Genomic DNA, 19,053 nt, shown 5'->3' with positions numbered 1-19,053 from the left:
AAATTTAGAGGCATGAGTACCTAGCCTATGGATTTCCGTGAAATTCTCAGTAATTAGGTAAAGCAGGTAGCAATTTCAGATAATTGTAACAAAATGTAAAATTCAACACCCATCCGACCTCTCTATTAGACAAATACTAAATAGGTGACCTGCTAAAACCCTCTAAAATGAATATAATCATTCATTATCTGAATAATGTTAGTTAATACAGATAAATATATTAATTTATCTAAACAAATATTGAATCAAGCCTCTTCCCTATGTGTCTATTAAGCGGTAATCTATCTCAAAACAAAGACAATCAATTTTGTAATACTTCTTTTATACCACTTTTTTATAACACCCCCTCGCTGATCTAAGGACAGACTATGACCATCAATTCTGCAGGCAAGCGCTTCCGCGATGCCATCTCTGAACAAAAATCAAATAACCAACCTCTTCAAATCGTCGGCACCATCAATGCTTACACTGCAATGATGGCCAAACAAGTGGGCCATAAAGCGATTTATCTATCAGGTGCTGGCGTGGCCAATGCCTCTTATGGTTTACCTGACTTAGGCATGACCAGTTTGGATAACGTTTTAGAAGACGCTAGCCGCATTACCAATGCCGTAGATACGCCGCTATTGGTCGATATCGATACAGGTTGGGGTGGCGCATTTAATATCTCACAAACCATCAAAAAGATGGAAAAAGCAGGCGTTGCAGCCGTGCATATCGAAGACCAAGTGGCTCAAAAACGTTGTGGTCACCGTCCTAATAAAGAAATAGTTTCGACCAGTGAAATGGTAGACCGTCTTAAAGCCGCTCTCGATGCGAAAGTAGACTCAGATTTTGTAGTGATGGCGCGTACGGATGCGTTATCAGTAGAAGGCTTAGAGGCAGCAGTGGAACGTGCGGTGGCCTTTCAGGAAGCTGGCGCCGATATGATTTTTGCTGAAGCATTAACTGATATTGAAATGTATCGCAAGTTCACTGATGTTTTAGATATTCCTGTTTTGGCAAACATGACTGAATTCGGTCAAACTGATTTGTATACCACTGAACAACTATATAGTGTGGGCGTTGATATGGTGCTATACCCACTGTCTGCCTTCCGTGCTATGAATAAAGCAGCGTTGAACGTGTATCAGCATCTACTGAATGATGGTACCCAACAAGCGGTCGTTGACACCATGCAAACCCGTATGGAGCTATATGATTTCTTAAATTATCATGAATTTGAACAAAAGCTGGATCAGTTATTCGCTCAAAAAAAATAGAGTAAAGGAATCTACTCTTTATTTAGACAATAAACTTAATATTCTAAAAATCACTAGATTGAATGACTCAATCATACCGTCACCTCATTGAAAGGAAACTATTATGGCAGCAGGTAAACAGTTAACAGGCGCAGGCTTACGTGGACAAGTAGCCGGAAAAACATCATTATCTACCGTAGGTAAATCAGGCTCAGGTTTAACCTATCGTGGCTACGATGTAAGCGAACTGGCTGAACAGTGTATTTTTGAAGAAGTGGCGTATTTGCTACTTTATGGTGAATTGCCGACTCAAGCTCAATTGGATGAATACAAAGCCACGTTAAAACAGTTGCGTGATTTGCCCCAAGCTTTAAAAGACGTACTAGAGCGTATTCCTCAAGACGCACACCCAATGGATGTGTTACGTACCGGCTGTTCAATGTTGGGTAATTTAGAGCCTGAAGATAGCTTTGAGCAGCAATTGGACAAAACCAATCGTATGTTATCTGCGTTCCCAGCCATCATTAACTACTGGTACCGCTTTAGTCATGAAGGCGTAAAAATTGACTGTGTTACCGATGCAGAAACCATTGGTGGTCATTTCTTACAGCTTCTTAAAGGCGAAAAGCCTAGCGAGCTTCATGAGCATGTAATGAACGTATCGTTAATCTTATACGCTGAGCACGAGTTTAACGCTTCTACCTTTACTGCTCGTGTTTGTGCGTCTACCCTATCCGACATCTTCTCATGTATCACTGGCGCCATCGGCTCATTACGTGGCCCATTACATGGCGGTGCCAATGAGGCAGCAATGGAGTTGATTGAAAGCTTTGACTCTCCAGAAGCAGCAGAAGCTGGCCTAATGGGTATGCTTGAGCGTAAAGACAAAATTATGGGCTTTGGTCACGCTATTTATAGCGACTCAGATCCACGTAACGTGATTATCAAACAATGGGCAGAGAAACTTGCTGCTGATGTGGGTGACGAAGTGCTATACCCAGTCTCTGTACGCTGTGAAGAGGTCATGTGGCGTGAGAAGAAATTATTCTGTAACGCTGATTTCTTCCATGCTTCTACCTATAATTTTATGGGCATTCCAACCAAGTTATTCACCCCAATCTTTGTGTGTTCTCGCTTGACTGGTTGGGCGGCTCACGTATTTGAGCAACGCGCCAATAACCGTATCATTCGTCCGAGTGCTGAATACATCGGTGAAGAGCCAAGATCGGTAACGGCGATTGGCGAGCGTGGCTAATAGCTTCTTTAAACCAATAAAATATTAGCCCACAAAAACGCTATTCAAAAAAAGGGAGTGTCCGGCAATGGTATATTTAATGTCAGACACCCCTTTTGCAATTCAATAAATTAATTATTAAGGATGGCCCGTTATGCCAAATCAAAACAGCCAACAGCCAACGCTCACTCACAAACACCCGCAGCCGATGAATCAAGACTTCAAAAAGCCGCTACCTTTACCCAATGGTGAAGACAGTGGTTTGTATTACTTCGATGTTGAGCAAGCGGTTAATGATATTGAACCAGGCGCTTATGCCAAGCTGCCTTTTAGCTCAAAAGTCTTGTGTGAGAACTTAGTGCGTCGTTGCCCACCTGAGGACTTAAAAGAAGCACTATCTCAGCACATCTACCGCAAGCAGGAAGTTGATTTCCCTTGGTATCCAGCTCGCGTTGTCTGTCATGACATCTTAGGTCAGACAGCTTTTGTTGACTTAGCAGGTCTACGTGATGCGATTGCTGCAGAAGGCGGTGATCCTTCAAAAGTAAACCCAATTGTTCCAACTCAGCTAATTGTGGATCATTCATTAGCGGTTGAACATGCCGGCTATGAAGAGAATGCCTTTGAGAAGAATCGTGCGATTGAAGATCGTCGTAACGAAGATCGTTTTCACTTTATCAATTGGTGTGAATATGCCTTTGATAATGTGAACGTAGTACCGCCTGGCAACGGCATTATGCACCAGATTAACCTTGAGAAAATGTCGCCTGTGGTTCAGGTTATTGCCGATAAAAAAGATGGTAAGCCTGTGGCCTACCCAGATACCTTGGTTGGTACCGACAGTCACACCCCGATGGTTGATGCTCTAGGGGTTATCTCAATTGGTGTGGGCGGACTTGAAGCCGAAAGCGTTATGCTAGGTAACCCCTCTTATATGCGCCTACCTGATATTATCGGTCTAGAATTAACGGGCAAGTTACAACCTGGTATTACCGGTACAGATTTAGTGCTGGCTATGACTGAATTTTTACGCGATGAAGGCGTGGTCTCAGCTTATGTAGAATGCTTTGGTGATGGCGCTCGTAGCCTATCTGTGGGCGACCGAGCTTCTATCTCAAACATGACGCCTGAATATGGCGCAACCGCTGTGATGTTCTATATTGATGAGCAAACCATTGATTATCTGCGTTTGACTGGCCGTACAGAGCAGCAAATTAAAGTCGTTGAAGCCTATGCCAAACAAGCTGGCTTATGGGCAGATGGCATGAAAGAAGCGGAATACGCTCGCGTCTTAAAATTTGATTTATCTAAAGTTGTGCGTAATATTGCCGGCCCATCAAAGCCACATGCTCGTGTATCGACGACAGATTTGGTTAATAAAGGTATCGCCCAAGAGAACTATGATCCGACAGCGCCGGAAGATGGTTCAATGCCTGATGGTGCCGTTATTATTGCCGCTATTACCAGTTGTACCAATACCTCTAACCCACGCAACATGATTGCTGCCGGTATTGTGGCACGTAATGCCCTCAAAAAAGGCTTAGTGCGCAAACCTTGGGTAAAATCATCTTTAGCACCTGGCTCAAAAGCGGTAAAACTGTATTTAGAAGAAGCCAATCTAATGCCTGACTTACAAGGCCTTGGCTTTGACGTGGTCGCCTTTGCTTGTACGACCTGTAATGGTATGAGTGGTGCGCTTGAGCCTGAGATTCAGCAAGAGATTATAGACCGTGATTTGTTTGCGACTGCGGTACTATCGGGTAACCGTAACTTTGATGGTCGTATCCATCCTTACGCTAAGCAAGCTTTCTTAGCCTCACCGCCGTTAGTCGTTGCTTATGCTATCGCAGGCTCTATCAGATTTGATATTGAAAAAGATCCACTTGGTCAAGACCAAGATGGCAATGATGTCTACTTAAAAGACATCTGGTTTGATGATGCCGAAGTTGATGCCATTGTTGCCTCTGCGGTGAAACCAGAACAGTACAGCAAAGTCTATATCCCTATGTTTGATGAAGGTATTGTTGATGCCGAACGTCATGATGCTGTCACTGATCCTCAGTACAACTGGCGTGAGATGAGTACTTATATTCGCCGTCCTCCTTATTGGGAAGGCGCTATGGCAGAAGCTAATAAACTCAAGGGTATGCGTCCGTTAGCGGTCTTAGGGGACAACATCACCACTGACCACTTGTCACCTTCTAACGCCATTATGCCGGACAGTGCTGCTGGCGAGTATTTGGACACCATGGGTCTTCCGGCTGAGGACTACAACTCATATGCCACTCACCGCGGTGACCATCTAACCGCTCAACGAGCCACTTTTGCTAACCCAAAACTGCTAAATGAGATGGTTCGTGATGAAAATGGTGACGTTATTCAAGGCTCATTAGCCCGTGTTGAACCAGAAGGCGAAACCATGCGCATGTGGGAAGCGATTGAAACCTATATGGATCGTAAGCAGCCGTTAATCATCATCGCTGGTGATGGCTATGGTCAAGGTTCAAGCCGTGACTGGGCAGCCAAAGGGGTTCGCTTGGCGGGTGTTGAGTGTGTGGTCGCTGAAGATTTCGAGCGTATCCACCGTCAAAACTTAGTGGGCATGGGCGCGCTACCTCTTCAATTTGAGGCTGGCACTACCCGTAAAACTTTGAATATCGATGGTACAGAAGTGTTCGATATCGAAGGTGAAGTGTCTGCTGGTGGCACAATGACCCTAGTTATCCATCGTAAAGATGGCAGCGTAGACAGAGCCCCTGTCAAATGCCGCTTAGATACAGCAGATGAAGTTAAGATGTATCATTCAGGCGGTATGTTGCAGCGTTTTGCTAAAGAGTTTTTAGCAGGAAATGTGGCTTAGCGTTAATATATGTATTTATAAACAAGTATACCTACGATGTTGTATAACTATACAACATCGTTTTTAATTTAATATAATGATTTAAGATAATCTTTAGGTGTGTTAAGTATGTTTAAAATCCATTAGTTAAATAGGTAGTATATGCATAAAATAAAAAAACTCACTATTAGAAATTTTAAATCTTGTCATTATACTTCAATCAATCTAGAAAGTTATACACCTTTGGTTGGTTATAACAATGCGGGAAAGACAAACATTCTAAAATGTATAGATACTCTCGTACGAGGTAAAGCTCAGGGTGAATCAAGCTTTTATAAGACAGAAGACCCTATAGAAATTATAGCCTTAGTAGAAGGTCTGAATGAAACTTCTATGTCTCATTTGAGCTCTACACAAATTTCTAGCTTAGAGCCTTATATTGAAAATAATTCATTAAAAATACGTTTCTTTCAAAAAGAACCAGGCTTTGGGAAAAAATCTGTTGAAATGGGTGTAAAAAATCCCTCTGATTCAAATGATGATAACTGGGACAACCCAAATGGTTTGCCACAAGCTATCACCACTTTATTTCCTGAACCTACATTTATAAACTCGATGGAAGACTCTGCAGAGGATGTTTCTAAATTCAAAGCGAGTAATACAATAGGCAAACTAATATCTCATTTGCAAAAAGAAATAGTTGCTTCCAAAGCTTCCGAAATCAATGAAGCTTTAGAAGTTGTGGGTAAAAAATTAAGTTTAACAGGCTCTGAGAGACTTGAAGAATTTGCCAACTTTGACTCTTCTATCAATGAAAAAATAGAGGATTTTTTTCCAGGTCTTTCATTAAATATAGACATCCCCACTCCAAGTATTTCTGATTTATTTAAACAAGGAACAATTAAAGTAAGTGAAGTAGGTACTACTAGAAAATCTGATTTTGCTGATATGGGTCATGGTTCACAAAGAGCCATCCAAATGACTTTAATAAGACATTTAGCAGAGATAACTAAAGATGTCGATAAATCAGGAAAAACTAACTTGTTATTAATTGACGAGCCTGAATTGTTTTTGCATCCACAAGCAATTGAATTGTTACGATCGTCACTAAAAACTCTTGCTAATAAAGGTTATCAAATTGTATTCTCAACTCATTCTCCTTATATGATTGAGCAGTCAGATATACCTATTACGAATATCATTAGAAAAACGGATAAAGGTACTATTGCTACCACCAGGCTTAAAGAAGCTCTCAAAGATACGATATCTAATAATAATGCTCAAGCAAGAATACTGTTTGATACTTATAATCTAGGACAAATTTTATTTTCTGATAAAGTGTTAATAGCAGAAGGAGCAACTGAAAAAACTATTCTTCCAACTCTTTTCCATAAAGTTATGGAAAAATCTTTTGGTGAGTATAAGTTAGCATTAGTAATTGCTAATGGAGCAAGCAACATACCTAGGATGATGGAAATACTTGCTCGAATGGGTATTGAGACAAAGGGCTTAACAGATCTAGATTATGCCATTGTTGATGCAAGAAAAGATAAACTATTAGATCAAAATGACCCATCGATACTAGGATGCATGGATGTTTTAAAAACTATTCAGCCTAAATATGGTTTCAAATTACATACTAATGGTTTACCTTCAAAATGTGATAAGTATAAAGCCAGTGAAGTATATGAGTTAATGGCAAAAGAGAACGATGCATCAGAGTATATAATCCAATTAAGATCCAAACTAAAAAGTAAATCTATATGGGTTTGGTCTCAAGGTGCAATAGAACCTCATTTGTGTTTAGAAGCTAAAACAAATGAAGAGTGGTTAAGATTCAGAGAACGATTACATAATGAAAATATTGAAAGTTGTGTAGCTGATTTAGATGAGATAAGAAGCTTTTTCAACTGGTGTGTTAGCTAACTACATCTTAATAATTTAAATTTAAGACGGAAATCACGACTGTATAAGGGAATAGTATGTCGAAACAATTTAATCGAAAATTATCTTTCGCGCCACAAGTTGCGGTACCGGCGACTTATATGCGTGGCGGCACTTCTAAAGGCACGTTTTTCAAGCTGAATGACTTACCTGAGCGTTGCCAACAACCTGGTGAAGCCCGTGATAAATTTTTAATGAGAGTAATTGGTAGCCCTGATCCTTACGGCAAGCAAATAGATGGTTTAGGCAATGGCTCATCAAGCACGTCTAAGACCGTTATTCTTTCTAAATCGGACAAAGATGATCATGATGTTAACTATCTTTTTGGTCAGGTTAATATTGCTAAGCCAATGATTGATTGGGGTGGTAATTGTGGCAACTTAACCGCTGCTGTGGGTGCCTGCGCTATTAATATGGGCTTGGTCGATGCAGATAAGGTAACTGAAAGTGCTAAGACAGGTATCTGTGAAGTTCGCATTTGGCAGGAGAATATTAGCAAAACCATTATTGCGCACGTCCCAGTTTATGTAGATGACCAAGGTAAAGTTCAAGTACAAGAAACTGGTGACTTTGAATTAGATGGGGTGACCTTCCCTGCAAGCGAAGTCAAAATCGAATTTATTGACCCAGTGGATGCTTCAAGCGCCATGTTCCCTACCGGCAATCTGCAAGATGACTTCGATGTGTCAGGTTGTGGGTTAGATAAAGATACAGTAACAGCAACTTTTATTAGTGCCGGTATTCCCACCATATTTATGAAGGCTGAAGATTTAGGCTTTAAAGGCACAGAACTACAATCTGATATCAATAGTAACCATGAACTACTCAACAAGCTTGAGATTATCCGTGCCAAAGGTGGTGTGGCTATGGGTTTATTTAAAGATGTGAGTGAAGCGGAAAAAAGCCAACATATCCCCAAAATTGCTTGGGTAGCGCCGTCTCAATCTTATACCGCTTCTAGCGGTAAAGACGTTGAGGCAAGCGATATCGATTTAGTGGTAAGAGCGATGAGTATGGGTCAACTGCACCATGCGATGATGGGTACCGCCGCTGTTGCGATTGCTGCTGCTGCCACCACTCAAGGCACGCTAGTCAATGAAGCGGCTGGGAATGGATCGGCAAAAGAGCTGTCTGAAGTACGCTTTGGTCATCCGTCTGGTACGCTTCTGGTCGGTGGTAAGACGGAACTGGTGGATGGTCGCTGGCAGGCTAAGAAGGTCTCTATGAGCCGTTCAGCCCGCCGTATTATGGCTGGCCAAGTGTTTGTGCCTGGTGACTGCTTTTAATCTGTGGTTCTACAAGTTAACTTTTAGGTATAGTATTTATCTATCTGTTTGAGATGGTTTTCAAAAACAGTCAGTTTACTTATGGCAACTCTAATAGAACGCTATCGTATTTGGTTTGTATATCCTAGCTACTGTGGGCTAGCAATGATGGACTAGACCTCATAGACTTGATAGCAATTCATTAGCGTTGCCCTTATTCTTTAAGAGCCATGGTTAGGAGCCATTATGTTTACCAGAACGATTGATGATGATTTAACCTTGGCATTGGTTCAGCCTAGTATTGCAAAAGACTATTTACAGATAGTGACTGAGCAACGAGAAGAGTTATCTACCTTTCTCACTTGGCCCGCTAAAGCGCATGACGAAGATTTTTTTATAGAGTATATCCGCAGTGTGTTACATGCCTATGCTGAGGGAGAAGCACTAATTTGTGCCATCGTTTACCAAGGCAAGGTTATCGGTAGTATTGGTTTAAATGCTATAAACCACGACTTAAAAAAAGCCAACTTAGGTTACTGGCTGAGTAAACATTATCGAGGTCAAGGTATAATTACTCGTTGCACCTCAGAGTTTGTTAAGATCGGCTTTGACGAGCTGGGTTTAAGCAAAATTGAAATTAAAGCTGCCGTGGATAATAGTGCCAGTCGCGCAGTCCCAGAAAGACTGGGCTTTACTCTTGAAGGTATCATTACCCAATCTGAGCGCGTTGGAGACCGTATCTTGGATCATGCGGTGTATGGATTACGGAAGTAATAAAAATGAATATTAGAAGATTGGGAATAAAAGATGCAGAAGATTATTATTACCTAAGACTTGAAGCGCTTCGAAATCATCCTGATAGCTTCGGTTCAAGCTATGAAGAAGAAAGTACCCAAACTGTCCAAAACTTTAAAGAATTCCTTACTACTTCAACCCATTTATTTATTTACGGTGCTTTTGAAGACAACGAACTTGTAGGTATGGTCACACTGGTAAGAGAATGCTTACTAAAGTTAAAACATCGTGCAACCATTACAGCTATGTACATTTCACCTAAAAAAAGAAGTTGTGGTATTGGCAAAGCACTGCTTAATAGAGCTATTGAAAATGCTCGTTCAATTAAGGAGCTAGAGCAAATTTACCTAACTGTTGGTGCGAACAATATTCCTGCTAAGAATTTATACTCAGCTATAGGTTTTGAAGTATTTGGATATGAAAAAAATGCTTTGAAATATGAGAGCATTTATTATGATGAAGAACATATGATTCTGTTCTTATGATATCACCATAATTCCTTTAATCTGAAGTTTACCATCGTTAAGTATGTATTATGGCCTCACCACCTAAACGTGTCCCCTTAGACAACAAACCGCCCACCAAAAAATCTGAACGTGGCGCTTTGCTGTGGTCGATATTAAAACGCTTGGGCGAGTTTGCGCGGCCTTATCGGGGTCTATTTATTTTAACCTTGATATTGACCGTTTTGGGGTCGTTTACCGCACAGGTCAACGCCTTTGTGCTGCAGTACACCATTGATACCTTGACCGGTATTGTTGACTTGCCAGACCCTTGGGTTGAGGGCTTGAAACTGCTGACTCTTATTAGCACCATTTTATTGGTCAAAGAGGTACTTAACGTTGTTATCACCTTTGGTCAGCGTTACTTTGGCGAGCGTATTCGCATTAACCTATCACGGGATTTGTCCCAAAAAGTGGTCGATCGCATTTTGTCCTACAAAATGTCGTTTTATACCAGTGAGCAAAACGCTAGCGGTAAGCTGCAAACCCGTATTGATTTGGGCGTTAGTAGCCTGACTCAGTTGGTACAAAACTTTTTTATTGACATGTTGCCGCTGTTTGCCAGTGCCATCGTGTCGTTAATAATTATGTTTAACGCCAACTTTTGGGTAGGCATGGTCGGCTTAATCATTGTGCCGATTTACTTTTTTGTCAGTCAAAGACAGGCCAACCGCTTACAAGGCTTTCGTAAGCAAATGCGCCAATACCGTGAGACCAAAAGCGGTTTGGTTATCTCAATCATTGACTCGATTACCGTCATCAAGTCCTTTGTGCGTGAGCCTATTGAGTCCGAAAAACACTGGAAAATTCAAAAAGACATGACCACCAACCAGCTACGTATTCGCAGTATTGCGTTTATGTATAATGCTGGCAAAAGCTTTATTGAGCAAATTGGGGTGGTGGTTATTATTGTTTTAACCTCCTATTTTGTACTCAATGGCCAGATGACCATTGGCGCCATTATGTTTCATATCTTGCTGTTTCAAAACGTTGCCGCTCCCATTCGCGAGCTACACCGCATTTATGACCAAATTAATAACGCCCTAACCTATGCTGAAGGTTTCTTTGATATCTTAGATGATGATGACGCTATTGAAAGTGCCGGTAAGGTGGAATGCACCGATTTAAAAGGTCATATCGAGCTCAAAAACGTCAACTTCTCCTACCCGAATGGCAAGCAAGCACTACAAGATGTGAGCTTTGAGATTCACCCCAATCGCATTACGGCACTTGTGGGTTTAAGTGGCGCTGGTAAAAGTACTATTATTAGCTTACTGGTGAAGTTTTATGACCCCAGTAGCGGTACGATTTGCTTAGATGGCCATAATCTAGAGGATTACAACACTCATAATCTACGCGAACAAATTGGCTTAGTGCTACAAAAAAATCATATTTTTTCCGGAACCATTGCCGATAATATTCGTTATGGTAATATGCACGCCACCGATGAAGAGATTATTGAGGCGGCCAAGCAGGCTTCTATTCATGAACAAATTATCGGAATGCCGGAGGGCTATGAAAGTGAGGCCAAACTGCTTTCAGGGGGTCAACAGCAGCGTATTGCGCTGGCACGTATGTTCCTAAAAGACCCGCCGATTGTGTTCTTGGATGAGCCTACCGCCAGTCTTGATGCTATTGCCACTCAACAGATCAAGCACAGCTTAGACTTAATCAAAAAAGACCGCACTGTGATTATTGTCTCACACAATATCTCGCAAATTATTGATGCCGATGATTTGATTGTGATTGAAAATGGCCGCGTGGTCGAAACTGGTACTCATGAAGAGCTGTATGCCCAGCATGGTGCGTATTATGATATCTTCAACGCCATGTCCGACAGCTTGAATTTGGATAAAATCAGTCAAACTTTAAAGAGCTAATTTTTTACCCATTATTTTTGGACTCGTCTGATTTTTAATAGGCATCAAAATTAAATTCTGCCTAATTTTGACTAATACTCCTTAATAAAAAACTCACTCATAAGATGTATATAAATGACCGTTAAATATACCATTAAAGGCTTTGATGAGCTTAGCGCCGTTGATATTTACTATATCCTACAAGCCCGTTCTCAGGTGTTCGTGGTGGAACAACACTGTGTCTATCAGGATATTGATGAGCTAGATTTTGATTGCTTACACCTAGTGGCTCATATGGACAAAACCCTGATTGGCTACTGCCGTATTATTCCTCCCAATGTTGGCGGTAATGGTACCAATCCCAACCCGCGTATTGGCCGAGTACTGGTGTTACCAGACAACAGGCACCATGGCGTGGCTCGAGAGATTATGACCCGCGCTATTAAGCACTGTCATAGTAAATATGGTAAAAAACCGATTCAAATTGCAGCGCAAACCTATTTAATTCATTTTTATCAGTCGTTAGGTTTTGAAGCAGTAGGTCAACCCTATGAAGAAGATGGGTTAGATCATATCGATATGATTTTAAATGTGGCCAAACGCAAAAAAATGCCTGTGCCTGCTATTGCCAAAGAAGTGACAGTAAAAGGCGTTATGTCTAATTTAATATTATTTTTAATCGCCATTGGTATTGTGGGCCTATTGTACTTATTAATTTAAGGCTGACTAATTTAGTGTTGGCTTAGTTAGTGCTGACTTTATTAATAATGGCTCATTTAGGTATTTAAGAGCTTGGTAGCTAATTAGGGCTTAACGTTGGTTTGGTTTAATTCTGAAGCATTGCTGTGATAGGCAATGCTTTTTTATTTTATCGGCCATTTTACCAGCTATGTCTTTTTATTTAGTGCAGCATTTCAAACAGACTGCCTTAACGCTACCAGCCACTCATAGAAATTTGTGCTGAATATTGTTATAACAACGGTTTAGTTTTTAGCGACAATTAATAGTATCATTGGATGATGGGGCGTAAGCCATGCACGAAGACCTTCACCAGTCTATGATGAAAAATAGCCAAATAGGAATGCCATGCTATCCAAACAAGACCAACTGACCGAATTGGTGCGCAAACTTGAGACCAACAACCATGTTTTTGCCACAGACCCGTTATTGATTACTGAACGTCTTCAGGACGAGCAAGCCACGCCCCTACAAAAAATACATCGCCGAGCAGAACGCATTGATAGCAATCGCGCTTTGGCTGGCACGTTAAACAAAATTGATGGCCGTATTAAAGGCATTATTCTTATCATGAGTATTGCTTGGTGTGTCTCAGGCTTCTTAGGTTTATTTGCTCTATTGCAGTCTAACGTGGTGAACTTTTTCTATGTCTTGGTCTGTTTGCTGGGCTTTCATACGCTTATGCTGGCTGGTTGGTTGATTTTTACCATTATTAATAGAGGCAGCCAATCGCCCAGTATCATCACCAGCTTTATTAGTCCAAAAACGCTAATTAGAGGCAAGGACGATGTCACTCAAGCTGCAGTTGAGTTATACGATGAACAGCTGCAGCACACAGGAATGCGCTGGTATCTGAGCCGCTTTAGTCATCAGCTGTGGCTGGCAACCTTAACCGGCATGCTGTTCGCGATTATTTTCCTATTGATTGTGCGCCAATATAGTTTTAGCTGGGAGTCTACTTTACTTTCAGATCAAGCATTGATGACGTTAACCCATTGGCTGGGCTGGCTACCTAGTTTGGTAGGTTTTAATGTTCCTGATGCTGAGGCTGTGGTTCAAAGTCGATTGGTTACGGATGTTATGCCTCTGTCTATCGCTAGACAATGGGCAAGCCTGTTGGTAGGCAGCTTGCTAATGTACGGTATTGTGCCTCGCGCTATAGCTTGGGCTTTTTGTGCAGTGATGTTCAAACGTAAAAAAATGAAGTTGGATCTGAACCTACCTTACTACCAAAAGATCATTAGCTTTTGGCAACGTAAAGTGGTTGATAAAGATGATTTTGTGGAAAAAGTGCAGCCAGTTGCCCCTAAAGCTAAAGTCACACAAGGCGACAAGTTAGTGGCTTTATTAGAGTACAAGCATCATGATCCAACTTGGTATCATGCAGCTGGAGAACCCTTTATCAGCACGGTGCCTGAAGATTTTGGTATATTAGATGATAGAGAGGATATGGACCGAATGCTTCAGTATTTGGACAACCATAATGTACAGGTATTAGTAGGGATTCATGCCAAAGCGCTTCCCGATCGAGGAACTATGCGTAAGTTAGACAAGCTGGCTACTCATGCCAAACAAGGGGTTATCGTACAGCTACTACAGGATACTGATGCGTTAGAGGAAGACAATTCGGCACGTAGACAACAATGGCAAACGGCCTTGGCTGAGCGCAATATCGGCTTAGTTTCTTAACAGCTGCTAGTTTATAGCCAAAAACCTATTACTTTAATAATTATAATTTGAGCAACTTATGAGCACTCAAGACAACAACAATACAACTTCTAATTTGGGCGGTTTATTTAGTGATAAGGCCTTTAATGAGGCTCCTAATGACAGAGCCACTGCTACTGACTCAAAAACTGAAGCCGTAAATAATAGCGGCTCTGCTCAGCAGCAGTCTATAACTTTATCTGAATCAGAAACCAGTCAGAATGATGTGGCTGATAAAAATATGACCGACTACCTGCAAGAGGCCAGAAAAACCACAGTCTCTGAAGGTGAGCCTTTAAAGTTGGCTGTTGTGGGTCATACCAATACCGGTAAAACCTCCTTACTGCGTACCTTGCTGCGCGATATGTATTTTGGGGAGGTGAAAAACGAAGCAGCTACCACAAGGCACGTAGAACGCGCTTTGATTAAGGACAGTCAGACCGGTGAAAACTTAGTCGCCTTATTTGATACCCCAGGATTAGAAGATGCCTCAGGATTGATGGACTGGCTAGAGGCCAATACTGCAAGCCGCCGAGACGGTATTGAGCGTTTACAGCAGTTTTTAGCCAGTGACATTGCTCAAGGCGGTGAGCTAAGTAGTGATTTGGATGATTACTCTCAAGAAGCGAAAGTCATTCGTCAGCTACTCTCAAGCGACATGGCCATCTATGTCATTGATGCTAGAGAACCGGTCTTGGGTAAATATAAAGACGAGTTGGCGATTTTATCTTGGTCAGCGATTCCAGTCATGCCGGTATTTAACTTCACAGATAGCCAAGATACCAATATCAGTGACTGGCAAACCATGCTGGCGCGTCGCAATTTGCATATTTCAACTCGCTTTGATTCTGTAGCCTTCGAGTTTGAAGATGAGATGACGCTTTGGCAAAACCTAGCGACGATGCTGACTCATCCTGAAACTTTAAATCAGCTTATTTTGCGCCGCCGTGATGACTGGATTCAATTATATGAGCAAGCCTCTATTATCATTGCTCATTTCTTAATTGATGTCGCCGCCTATATGCGAGAAATCGATGAAGATGATGATCCCATGCCGGTACTGAAAGAAATGCAAGAAGCGGTTCGTCAAAGCGAGCGCGCCATGCAAGAGAAGTTATTAAACCTATATAAGTTTTACGATAACACCGCAGTGGTTACTCCGCTTGAGCTAAGCGAATATCAGCAAGATCCTTTTGACCCAGAATTGCTTAAGAGCTATGGGATACGCACTACTTCTGGGGCTGCCGCAGGAGCACTACTGGGGCTAGGTATTGATGCTGCCGCTTTAGGCACTACATTAGGGCTTGGCGCGGCCATTGGCGGTCTTGCAGGGGGCCTTTTATCTAATACTGGTACCATTGCCGATAAGCTGGCAGGTGTTAAACGACTGTTTATCGATCCGGCCACCTTGACACTGCTTGCTACCCGCTCTTTAGATTTACTGGCATCCTTACGCCATCGGGGTCATGCCGCCAACGCCGATACCCCTATTGCTGAGTTGCAGGAAACCTCTACCCCAACTTGGAACTCAAATAAATTGCCTAGCGAGCTAAAAAAAGCCCGTGGCAAGCCTCAGTGGAGCAGTTTAACTAGCGGTAAAAGTAGCCTAGCAGAAGAGTTGAGAGCCGATGCTGCTTGGTCTTTATCGGGTAAATTAAAACGCTCAAGACATGAGGAAAAAGATTAATTCAGTTTAGTGAGCGCCTTTTTTCCCCGCACATCTGAGGGCTGTAAGTAAATACCATAGATAGGGCAATCAACAAAATAGCTCTGGATATCTTTTACCAAGCTTTGCTGGCGTATTGCCCTATTTTGCCAAAACTGATCACTTTGCTCAGCCTCAATTAGCTGGTTGACCACTAAGGCAGCTGGGGCCAAATTGGCCTCTTTTAGCTGATTCACAGCTCGGCGCGTCTCCTCAATGGGCAAATTATCTGCGGTTAGCACCAATACCACCGCCGTTTTTTGTCTATCATGTAGCAGCTCACCTGCTCTTTTAAACAAATTCTTGCGAGCATTTAGCACATCAACCGCTTGTTGCCATTTATCCACCGGTTTGGCGTCTTCAAACGGGTTACTTAGTGCAGATTTTGTCTTTTTGGTTGCAAGGTTATCTGCTGCGCCTTTTAACTTAGCTTGGCGTCGCTGCTGAGTAAGCAGTCCATCGGTCCAAGCCTCCATCATCTCTGGTAGCATCAACAATCTTAAAGTGTGTCCTGTGGGCGCGGTATCAAAAATTATATGATGATAAATACCTTGCTCTACGCTGTCTACCAAATAGCGGCAAATGGCCTCTAGCATGGCCGCTTCTTGCGCCCCTGGAGCACTTTTTGATAACTGCAGATGCTCTCTAATCTTCGGCATCATATCGGGGTTGGCATAACTACTGATGGTTTTCTCGACCCTAGCAAAGTGCTCATCGATGATAAGGTCAGGGTCAAGCTCGAGCGCATCTAAATATTCAGTTAGCGCCTTGGGCTTATTCTTAGCAGAACTGCTGGCTAAGTTCAGAGCAAACACATCACCTAAGCTATGCGCCGGGTCGGTAGAGACAATTAAGGCCTTTTGCTGTTGCTCAGCAAATTTTGCGGCCAGAGCAGCTGCTGTGGTGGTTTTACCTACCCCGCCTTTACCGCCAACAAATATTATGGGTGTGTGTAACAGCTGCTGAACTAAGCTTGATAGTTTTTCCATAATTATTCTTCTTTAATTATTTTTAACTTGTTTGTGTTTGAGAGCCTCTGCTAGCAACACCCACCGTGTTGTAGTGGACAGCGCGGCATGCCCATACGTAGATGCCATTCGTGGAATTTTTCTAAAAATATAGGCTGTAACTCTAAAGTATAAAAGCTGGCAGGATTATCAATACCTAGGCTTTCTGAGAAAAGTAACAGCATAAATAAATCTTCTTCATCACGAGCCGCTCTAGCTAAGGTCTGACGGTAAGGCGCATGGTAAAACTCATTTAGCCCTTCTACAAATCTGCTAAATAGTGACCGCTGCTCACTCATGATCTTCTCCATCTAATATAAATTCCAATGATAGTTAATAAAATACCACATCCTATCGGTAAGTCGTCATAAAAAAACGCCAACCTAAGTCAGCGTTTCTTCAAATCCTAAATTCTATAATACTGCTACTGTCTTAATTCTAGATCAGTTTAACCTCTATGTTGCTTCCATTCACGGCGCAATACAGAGAAGCTCTCAAAGGTAACCATAATGGTGGCGATTAAGATGATGATATCCATCACGATCAACAGCCAGTTGCCCTCTAAGTAGAAACTCTTTAACTGAAGAATTAAGGCAAATACTGCCATTAATAATAAGAAAGTCAGTGGCGCTAAGGTATACCATACGGTCTTGCCTTTGCGTAATAAAATCACTGTAACAATCATCAAGGTTAAGGCAGCCATTAACTGGTTCGTTGTACCAAATAACGGCCAGATAATCATACCACCAGAACCATCGATACCACCGGCACCAAAGGCGATTAATAGACAGGTACCCACAGCCAGTAAGGTAGCAACCACACCTTTTTTCAAGGCAGGCAAGTTATAAACTTCACCAAACTCTTGGAAAATATAACGCTGTAAACGCACCCCAGTATCCATAGTAGTGCCCGCAAATAAGGCAGCCATTACCGTTAGAATAGTCTGTGATAGGACAATCTCAATTCCCATGCCATTATTTAAAATAGTGGCACCACCATCAATGAAGGCACCAATTGAGCCATCGCCGAATTTTTGATATATACCTTCCCACTCTGCTAGGGTTGCGAAGCCTGCTGTAGTCGCCAATACCGCACCCAGCGCTAGTAAACCTTCCCCTACTGCACCGAAGTATCCTACAAAACGTACATCTTCTTCTTTATCAATCTGCTTAGAAGTTGTACCGGTAGAGACCAAACCATGGAAGCCAGAGATAGCACCACAAGCAATCGTTACGAATAACAATGGCATAATTGATGGTGTGTCTACAGGCAAGTTATGGTTAAGGGCAGGCGCAACGATATCTGGCGTCGCTACTAATATGGCACCAAACAATAAGATTAGTCCCACGAATAACTGAAGACCGTTAATGTAGTCTCGAGGCTGTAGAAGCATCCAAACGGGTAATAGTGAGGCAACCGCAGCATATATAAATAAGAAGATAATCCATACCGCGTTATCTGGTAACCCAAACATAGTTTCAGGCAACACCACTGGTACTAGAGTGCCTATATAAATCAGAGCGTATAAGGCAATTACCCCCACAGTAGACACCAAAACCAGATTCATCTTAAAGCGATAAATACACTGACCGATGATGAAGGCAACGACTAAAGCACCCCAAACCGGGATAACTGCTGTCGGCGTCTTGATCATCATATTGGCAATGACCACCCCGAATACCGCGTTGACCATTAATAGCAGCAAGAAGATAACCACCATCATTAAGGTACGTACTCTGCCGCCCATTACCGAACCTGCAATGGAGCCAATAGATTGACCCTTATTGCGCATACTGGCCCATACAGCGGACATGTCATGGATGCCTGCCATAAAGATCGTACCGAGCACGACCCATAGTACCGCAGGTACCCAGCCCCAAATTACAGCAATAGCTGGTCCAATAATTGGCGCTGCCCCTGCAACTGAGGTAAAGTGATGCCCCCAAAGCACATATTTATTGGTCGGGACGTAATCAATACCATCCTTCATACTATGGGCAGGCGTGGGAATAGAGTTATCCAGCCCTAAAATATGTTTAGCAAAAAATTTAGAATAAAAGAAATAGCCGGCGAGCATGGCTAAAATGCCCAACAGCAATACAATTGCACTGTTCATACTTCACTCCTTGAAAAGCCTATATTGTTTATGACCAGCTGCTAAGGCTAGTGAAACAACTTAGTTTATAACTATAAAAGCTTAGTCACTTAAAGGAATC

General features: G+C 42.1%; 14 protein-coding genes. 11 read left to right on the top strand and 3 right to left on the bottom strand.

Features of this window, described 5'->3' with window-relative positions; all coding sequences use genetic code 11:
• The first annotated feature begins 368 nt into the window (after positions 1-368).
• The 11 genes from prpB to LK453_RS10975 all read left to right on the top strand — a co-directional run bounded on the left by prpB (position 369) and on the right by LK453_RS10975 (position 15,812).
• On the top strand, positions 369-1,262 hold the full coding sequence (gene prpB / locus LK453_RS11025) for a methylisocitrate lyase (protein ID WP_201533642.1): 894 nt from the start codon (positions 369-371) through the stop codon (positions 1,260-1,262).
• A gap of 103 nt (positions 1,263-1,365) precedes the next feature.
• On the top strand, positions 1,366-2,496 hold the full coding sequence (gene prpC, locus LK453_RS11020) for a bifunctional 2-methylcitrate synthase/citrate synthase (RefSeq protein ID WP_201533639.1): 1,131 nt from the start codon (positions 1,366-1,368) through the stop codon (positions 2,494-2,496).
• Positions 2,497-2,683: 187 nt separating this feature from the next.
• On the top strand, positions 2,684-5,335 hold the full coding sequence (gene acnD / locus LK453_RS11015) for a Fe/S-dependent 2-methylisocitrate dehydratase AcnD (protein ID WP_201541750.1): 2,652 nt from the start codon (positions 2,684-2,686) through the stop codon (positions 5,333-5,335).
• A 141-nt stretch (positions 5,336-5,476) separates the two neighbouring features.
• Positions 5,477-7,240: an ATP-dependent nuclease gene (locus LK453_RS11010; protein ID WP_201541734.1), complete on the top strand. Its 1,764-nt coding sequence runs from the start codon at positions 5,477-5,479 to the stop codon at positions 7,238-7,240.
• A 56-nt stretch (positions 7,241-7,296) separates the two neighbouring features.
• On the top strand, positions 7,297-8,544 hold the full coding sequence (gene prpF, locus LK453_RS11005) for a 2-methylaconitate cis-trans isomerase PrpF (RefSeq protein WP_201533630.1): 1,248 nt from the start codon (positions 7,297-7,299) through the stop codon (positions 8,542-8,544).
• A gap of 225 nt (positions 8,545-8,769) precedes the next feature.
• Positions 8,770-9,297 (top strand): GNAT family N-acetyltransferase, encoded by a 528-nt coding sequence (locus LK453_RS11000; RefSeq protein ID WP_201537689.1) that lies wholly within the window; start codon positions 8,770-8,772, stop codon positions 9,295-9,297.
• A gap of 5 nt (positions 9,298-9,302) precedes the next feature.
• Positions 9,303-9,803, top strand: coding sequence for a GNAT family N-acetyltransferase (locus tag LK453_RS10995; RefSeq protein ID WP_201537691.1), 501 nt, complete (start codon positions 9,303-9,305; stop codon positions 9,801-9,803).
• Positions 9,804-9,853: 50 nt separating this feature from the next.
• Complete coding sequence (locus LK453_RS10990; RefSeq protein ID WP_227674393.1) at positions 9,854-11,701, top strand: ABC transporter ATP-binding protein; 1,848 nt, start codon at positions 9,854-9,856, stop codon at positions 11,699-11,701.
• Positions 11,702-11,815: 114 nt separating this feature from the next.
• On the top strand, positions 11,816-12,400 hold the full coding sequence (locus LK453_RS10985) for a GNAT family N-acetyltransferase (protein ID WP_201537693.1): 585 nt from the start codon (positions 11,816-11,818) through the stop codon (positions 12,398-12,400).
• Positions 12,401-12,766: 366 nt separating this feature from the next.
• Entirely contained in the window at positions 12,767-14,107 is a 1,341-nt protein-coding gene (locus tag LK453_RS10980) for a DUF2868 domain-containing protein (protein ID WP_201537695.1), read from the top strand.
• 58 nt (positions 14,108-14,165) lie between these two features.
• The gene (locus LK453_RS10975) at positions 14,166-15,812 is read left to right on the top strand and encodes a DUF3482 domain-containing protein (RefSeq protein ID WP_201541736.1); all 1,647 of its coding nucleotides are present in this window, start codon (positions 14,166-14,168) and stop codon (positions 15,810-15,812) included.
• On the opposite strand, the gene LK453_RS10970 is transcribed toward LK453_RS10975, so the two are convergent.
• The 3 genes from LK453_RS10970 to LK453_RS10960 form a co-directional block, all read right to left on the bottom strand.
• Positions 15,809-16,819, bottom strand: coding sequence for an ArsA family ATPase (locus LK453_RS10970; protein ID WP_201537699.1), 1,011 nt, complete (start codon positions 16,817-16,819; stop codon positions 15,809-15,811). The genes LK453_RS10975 and LK453_RS10970 overlap by 4 nt on opposite strands.
• A gap of 50 nt (positions 16,820-16,869) precedes the next feature.
• Positions 16,870-17,136, bottom strand: a complete 267-nt coding sequence (locus LK453_RS10965; RefSeq protein WP_077450315.1) for a cory-CC-star protein — start codon at positions 17,134-17,136, stop codon at positions 16,870-16,872.
• Between the two features lie 149 nt (positions 17,137-17,285).
• Positions 17,286-18,953, bottom strand: coding sequence for a carbon starvation CstA family protein (locus tag LK453_RS10960; protein ID WP_201537701.1), 1,668 nt, complete (start codon positions 18,951-18,953; stop codon positions 17,286-17,288).
• Between the last annotated feature and the right edge of the window lie 100 nt (positions 18,954-19,053).

Source organism: Psychrobacter sanguinis (assembly GCF_020736705.1).
GTDB lineage: Bacteria > Pseudomonadota > Gammaproteobacteria > Pseudomonadales > Moraxellaceae > Psychrobacter > Psychrobacter sanguinis.
Note: the sequence above shows the minus strand (reverse complement) of the source record. Positions and strands in the feature narration are given on the sequence as shown.

Bases quoted from the DNA above. Each gene is read 5' to 3' on its own strand.
- prpB (WP_201533642.1), top strand. From the start codon at position 369: ATGACCATCAATTCTGCAGGCAAGCGCTTCCGCGATGCCATCTCTGAA.
- prpC (WP_201533639.1), top strand. From the start codon at position 1,366: ATGGCAGCAGGTAAACAGTTAACAGGCGCAGGCTTACGTGGACAAGTA.
- acnD (WP_201541750.1), top strand. From the start codon at position 2,684: ATGAATCAAGACTTCAAAAAGCCGCTACCTTTACCCAATGGTGAAGAC.
- LK453_RS11010 (WP_201541734.1), top strand. From the start codon at position 5,477: ATGCATAAAATAAAAAAACTCACTATTAGAAATTTTAAATCTTGTCAT.
- prpF (WP_201533630.1), top strand. From the start codon at position 7,297: ATGTCGAAACAATTTAATCGAAAATTATCTTTCGCGCCACAAGTTGCG.
- LK453_RS11000 (WP_201537689.1), top strand. From the start codon at position 8,770: ATGTTTACCAGAACGATTGATGATGATTTAACCTTGGCATTGGTTCAG.
- LK453_RS10995 (WP_201537691.1), top strand. From the start codon at position 9,303: ATGAATATTAGAAGATTGGGAATAAAAGATGCAGAAGATTATTATTAC.
- LK453_RS10990 (WP_227674393.1), top strand. From the start codon at position 9,854: ATGGCCTCACCACCTAAACGTGTCCCCTTAGACAACAAACCGCCCACC.
- LK453_RS10985 (WP_201537693.1), top strand. From the start codon at position 11,816: ATGACCGTTAAATATACCATTAAAGGCTTTGATGAGCTTAGCGCCGTT.
- LK453_RS10980 (WP_201537695.1), top strand. From the start codon at position 12,767: ATGCTATCCAAACAAGACCAACTGACCGAATTGGTGCGCAAACTTGAG.
- LK453_RS10975 (WP_201541736.1), top strand. From the start codon at position 14,166: ATGAGCACTCAAGACAACAACAATACAACTTCTAATTTGGGCGGTTTA.
- LK453_RS10970 (WP_201537699.1), bottom strand. From the start codon at position 16,819: ATGGAAAAACTATCAAGCTTAGTTCAGCAGCTGTTACACACACCCATA.
- LK453_RS10965 (WP_077450315.1), bottom strand. From the start codon at position 17,136: ATGAGTGAGCAGCGGTCACTATTTAGCAGATTTGTAGAAGGGCTAAAT.
- LK453_RS10960 (WP_201537701.1), bottom strand. From the start codon at position 18,953: ATGAACAGTGCAATTGTATTGCTGTTGGGCATTTTAGCCATGCTCGCC.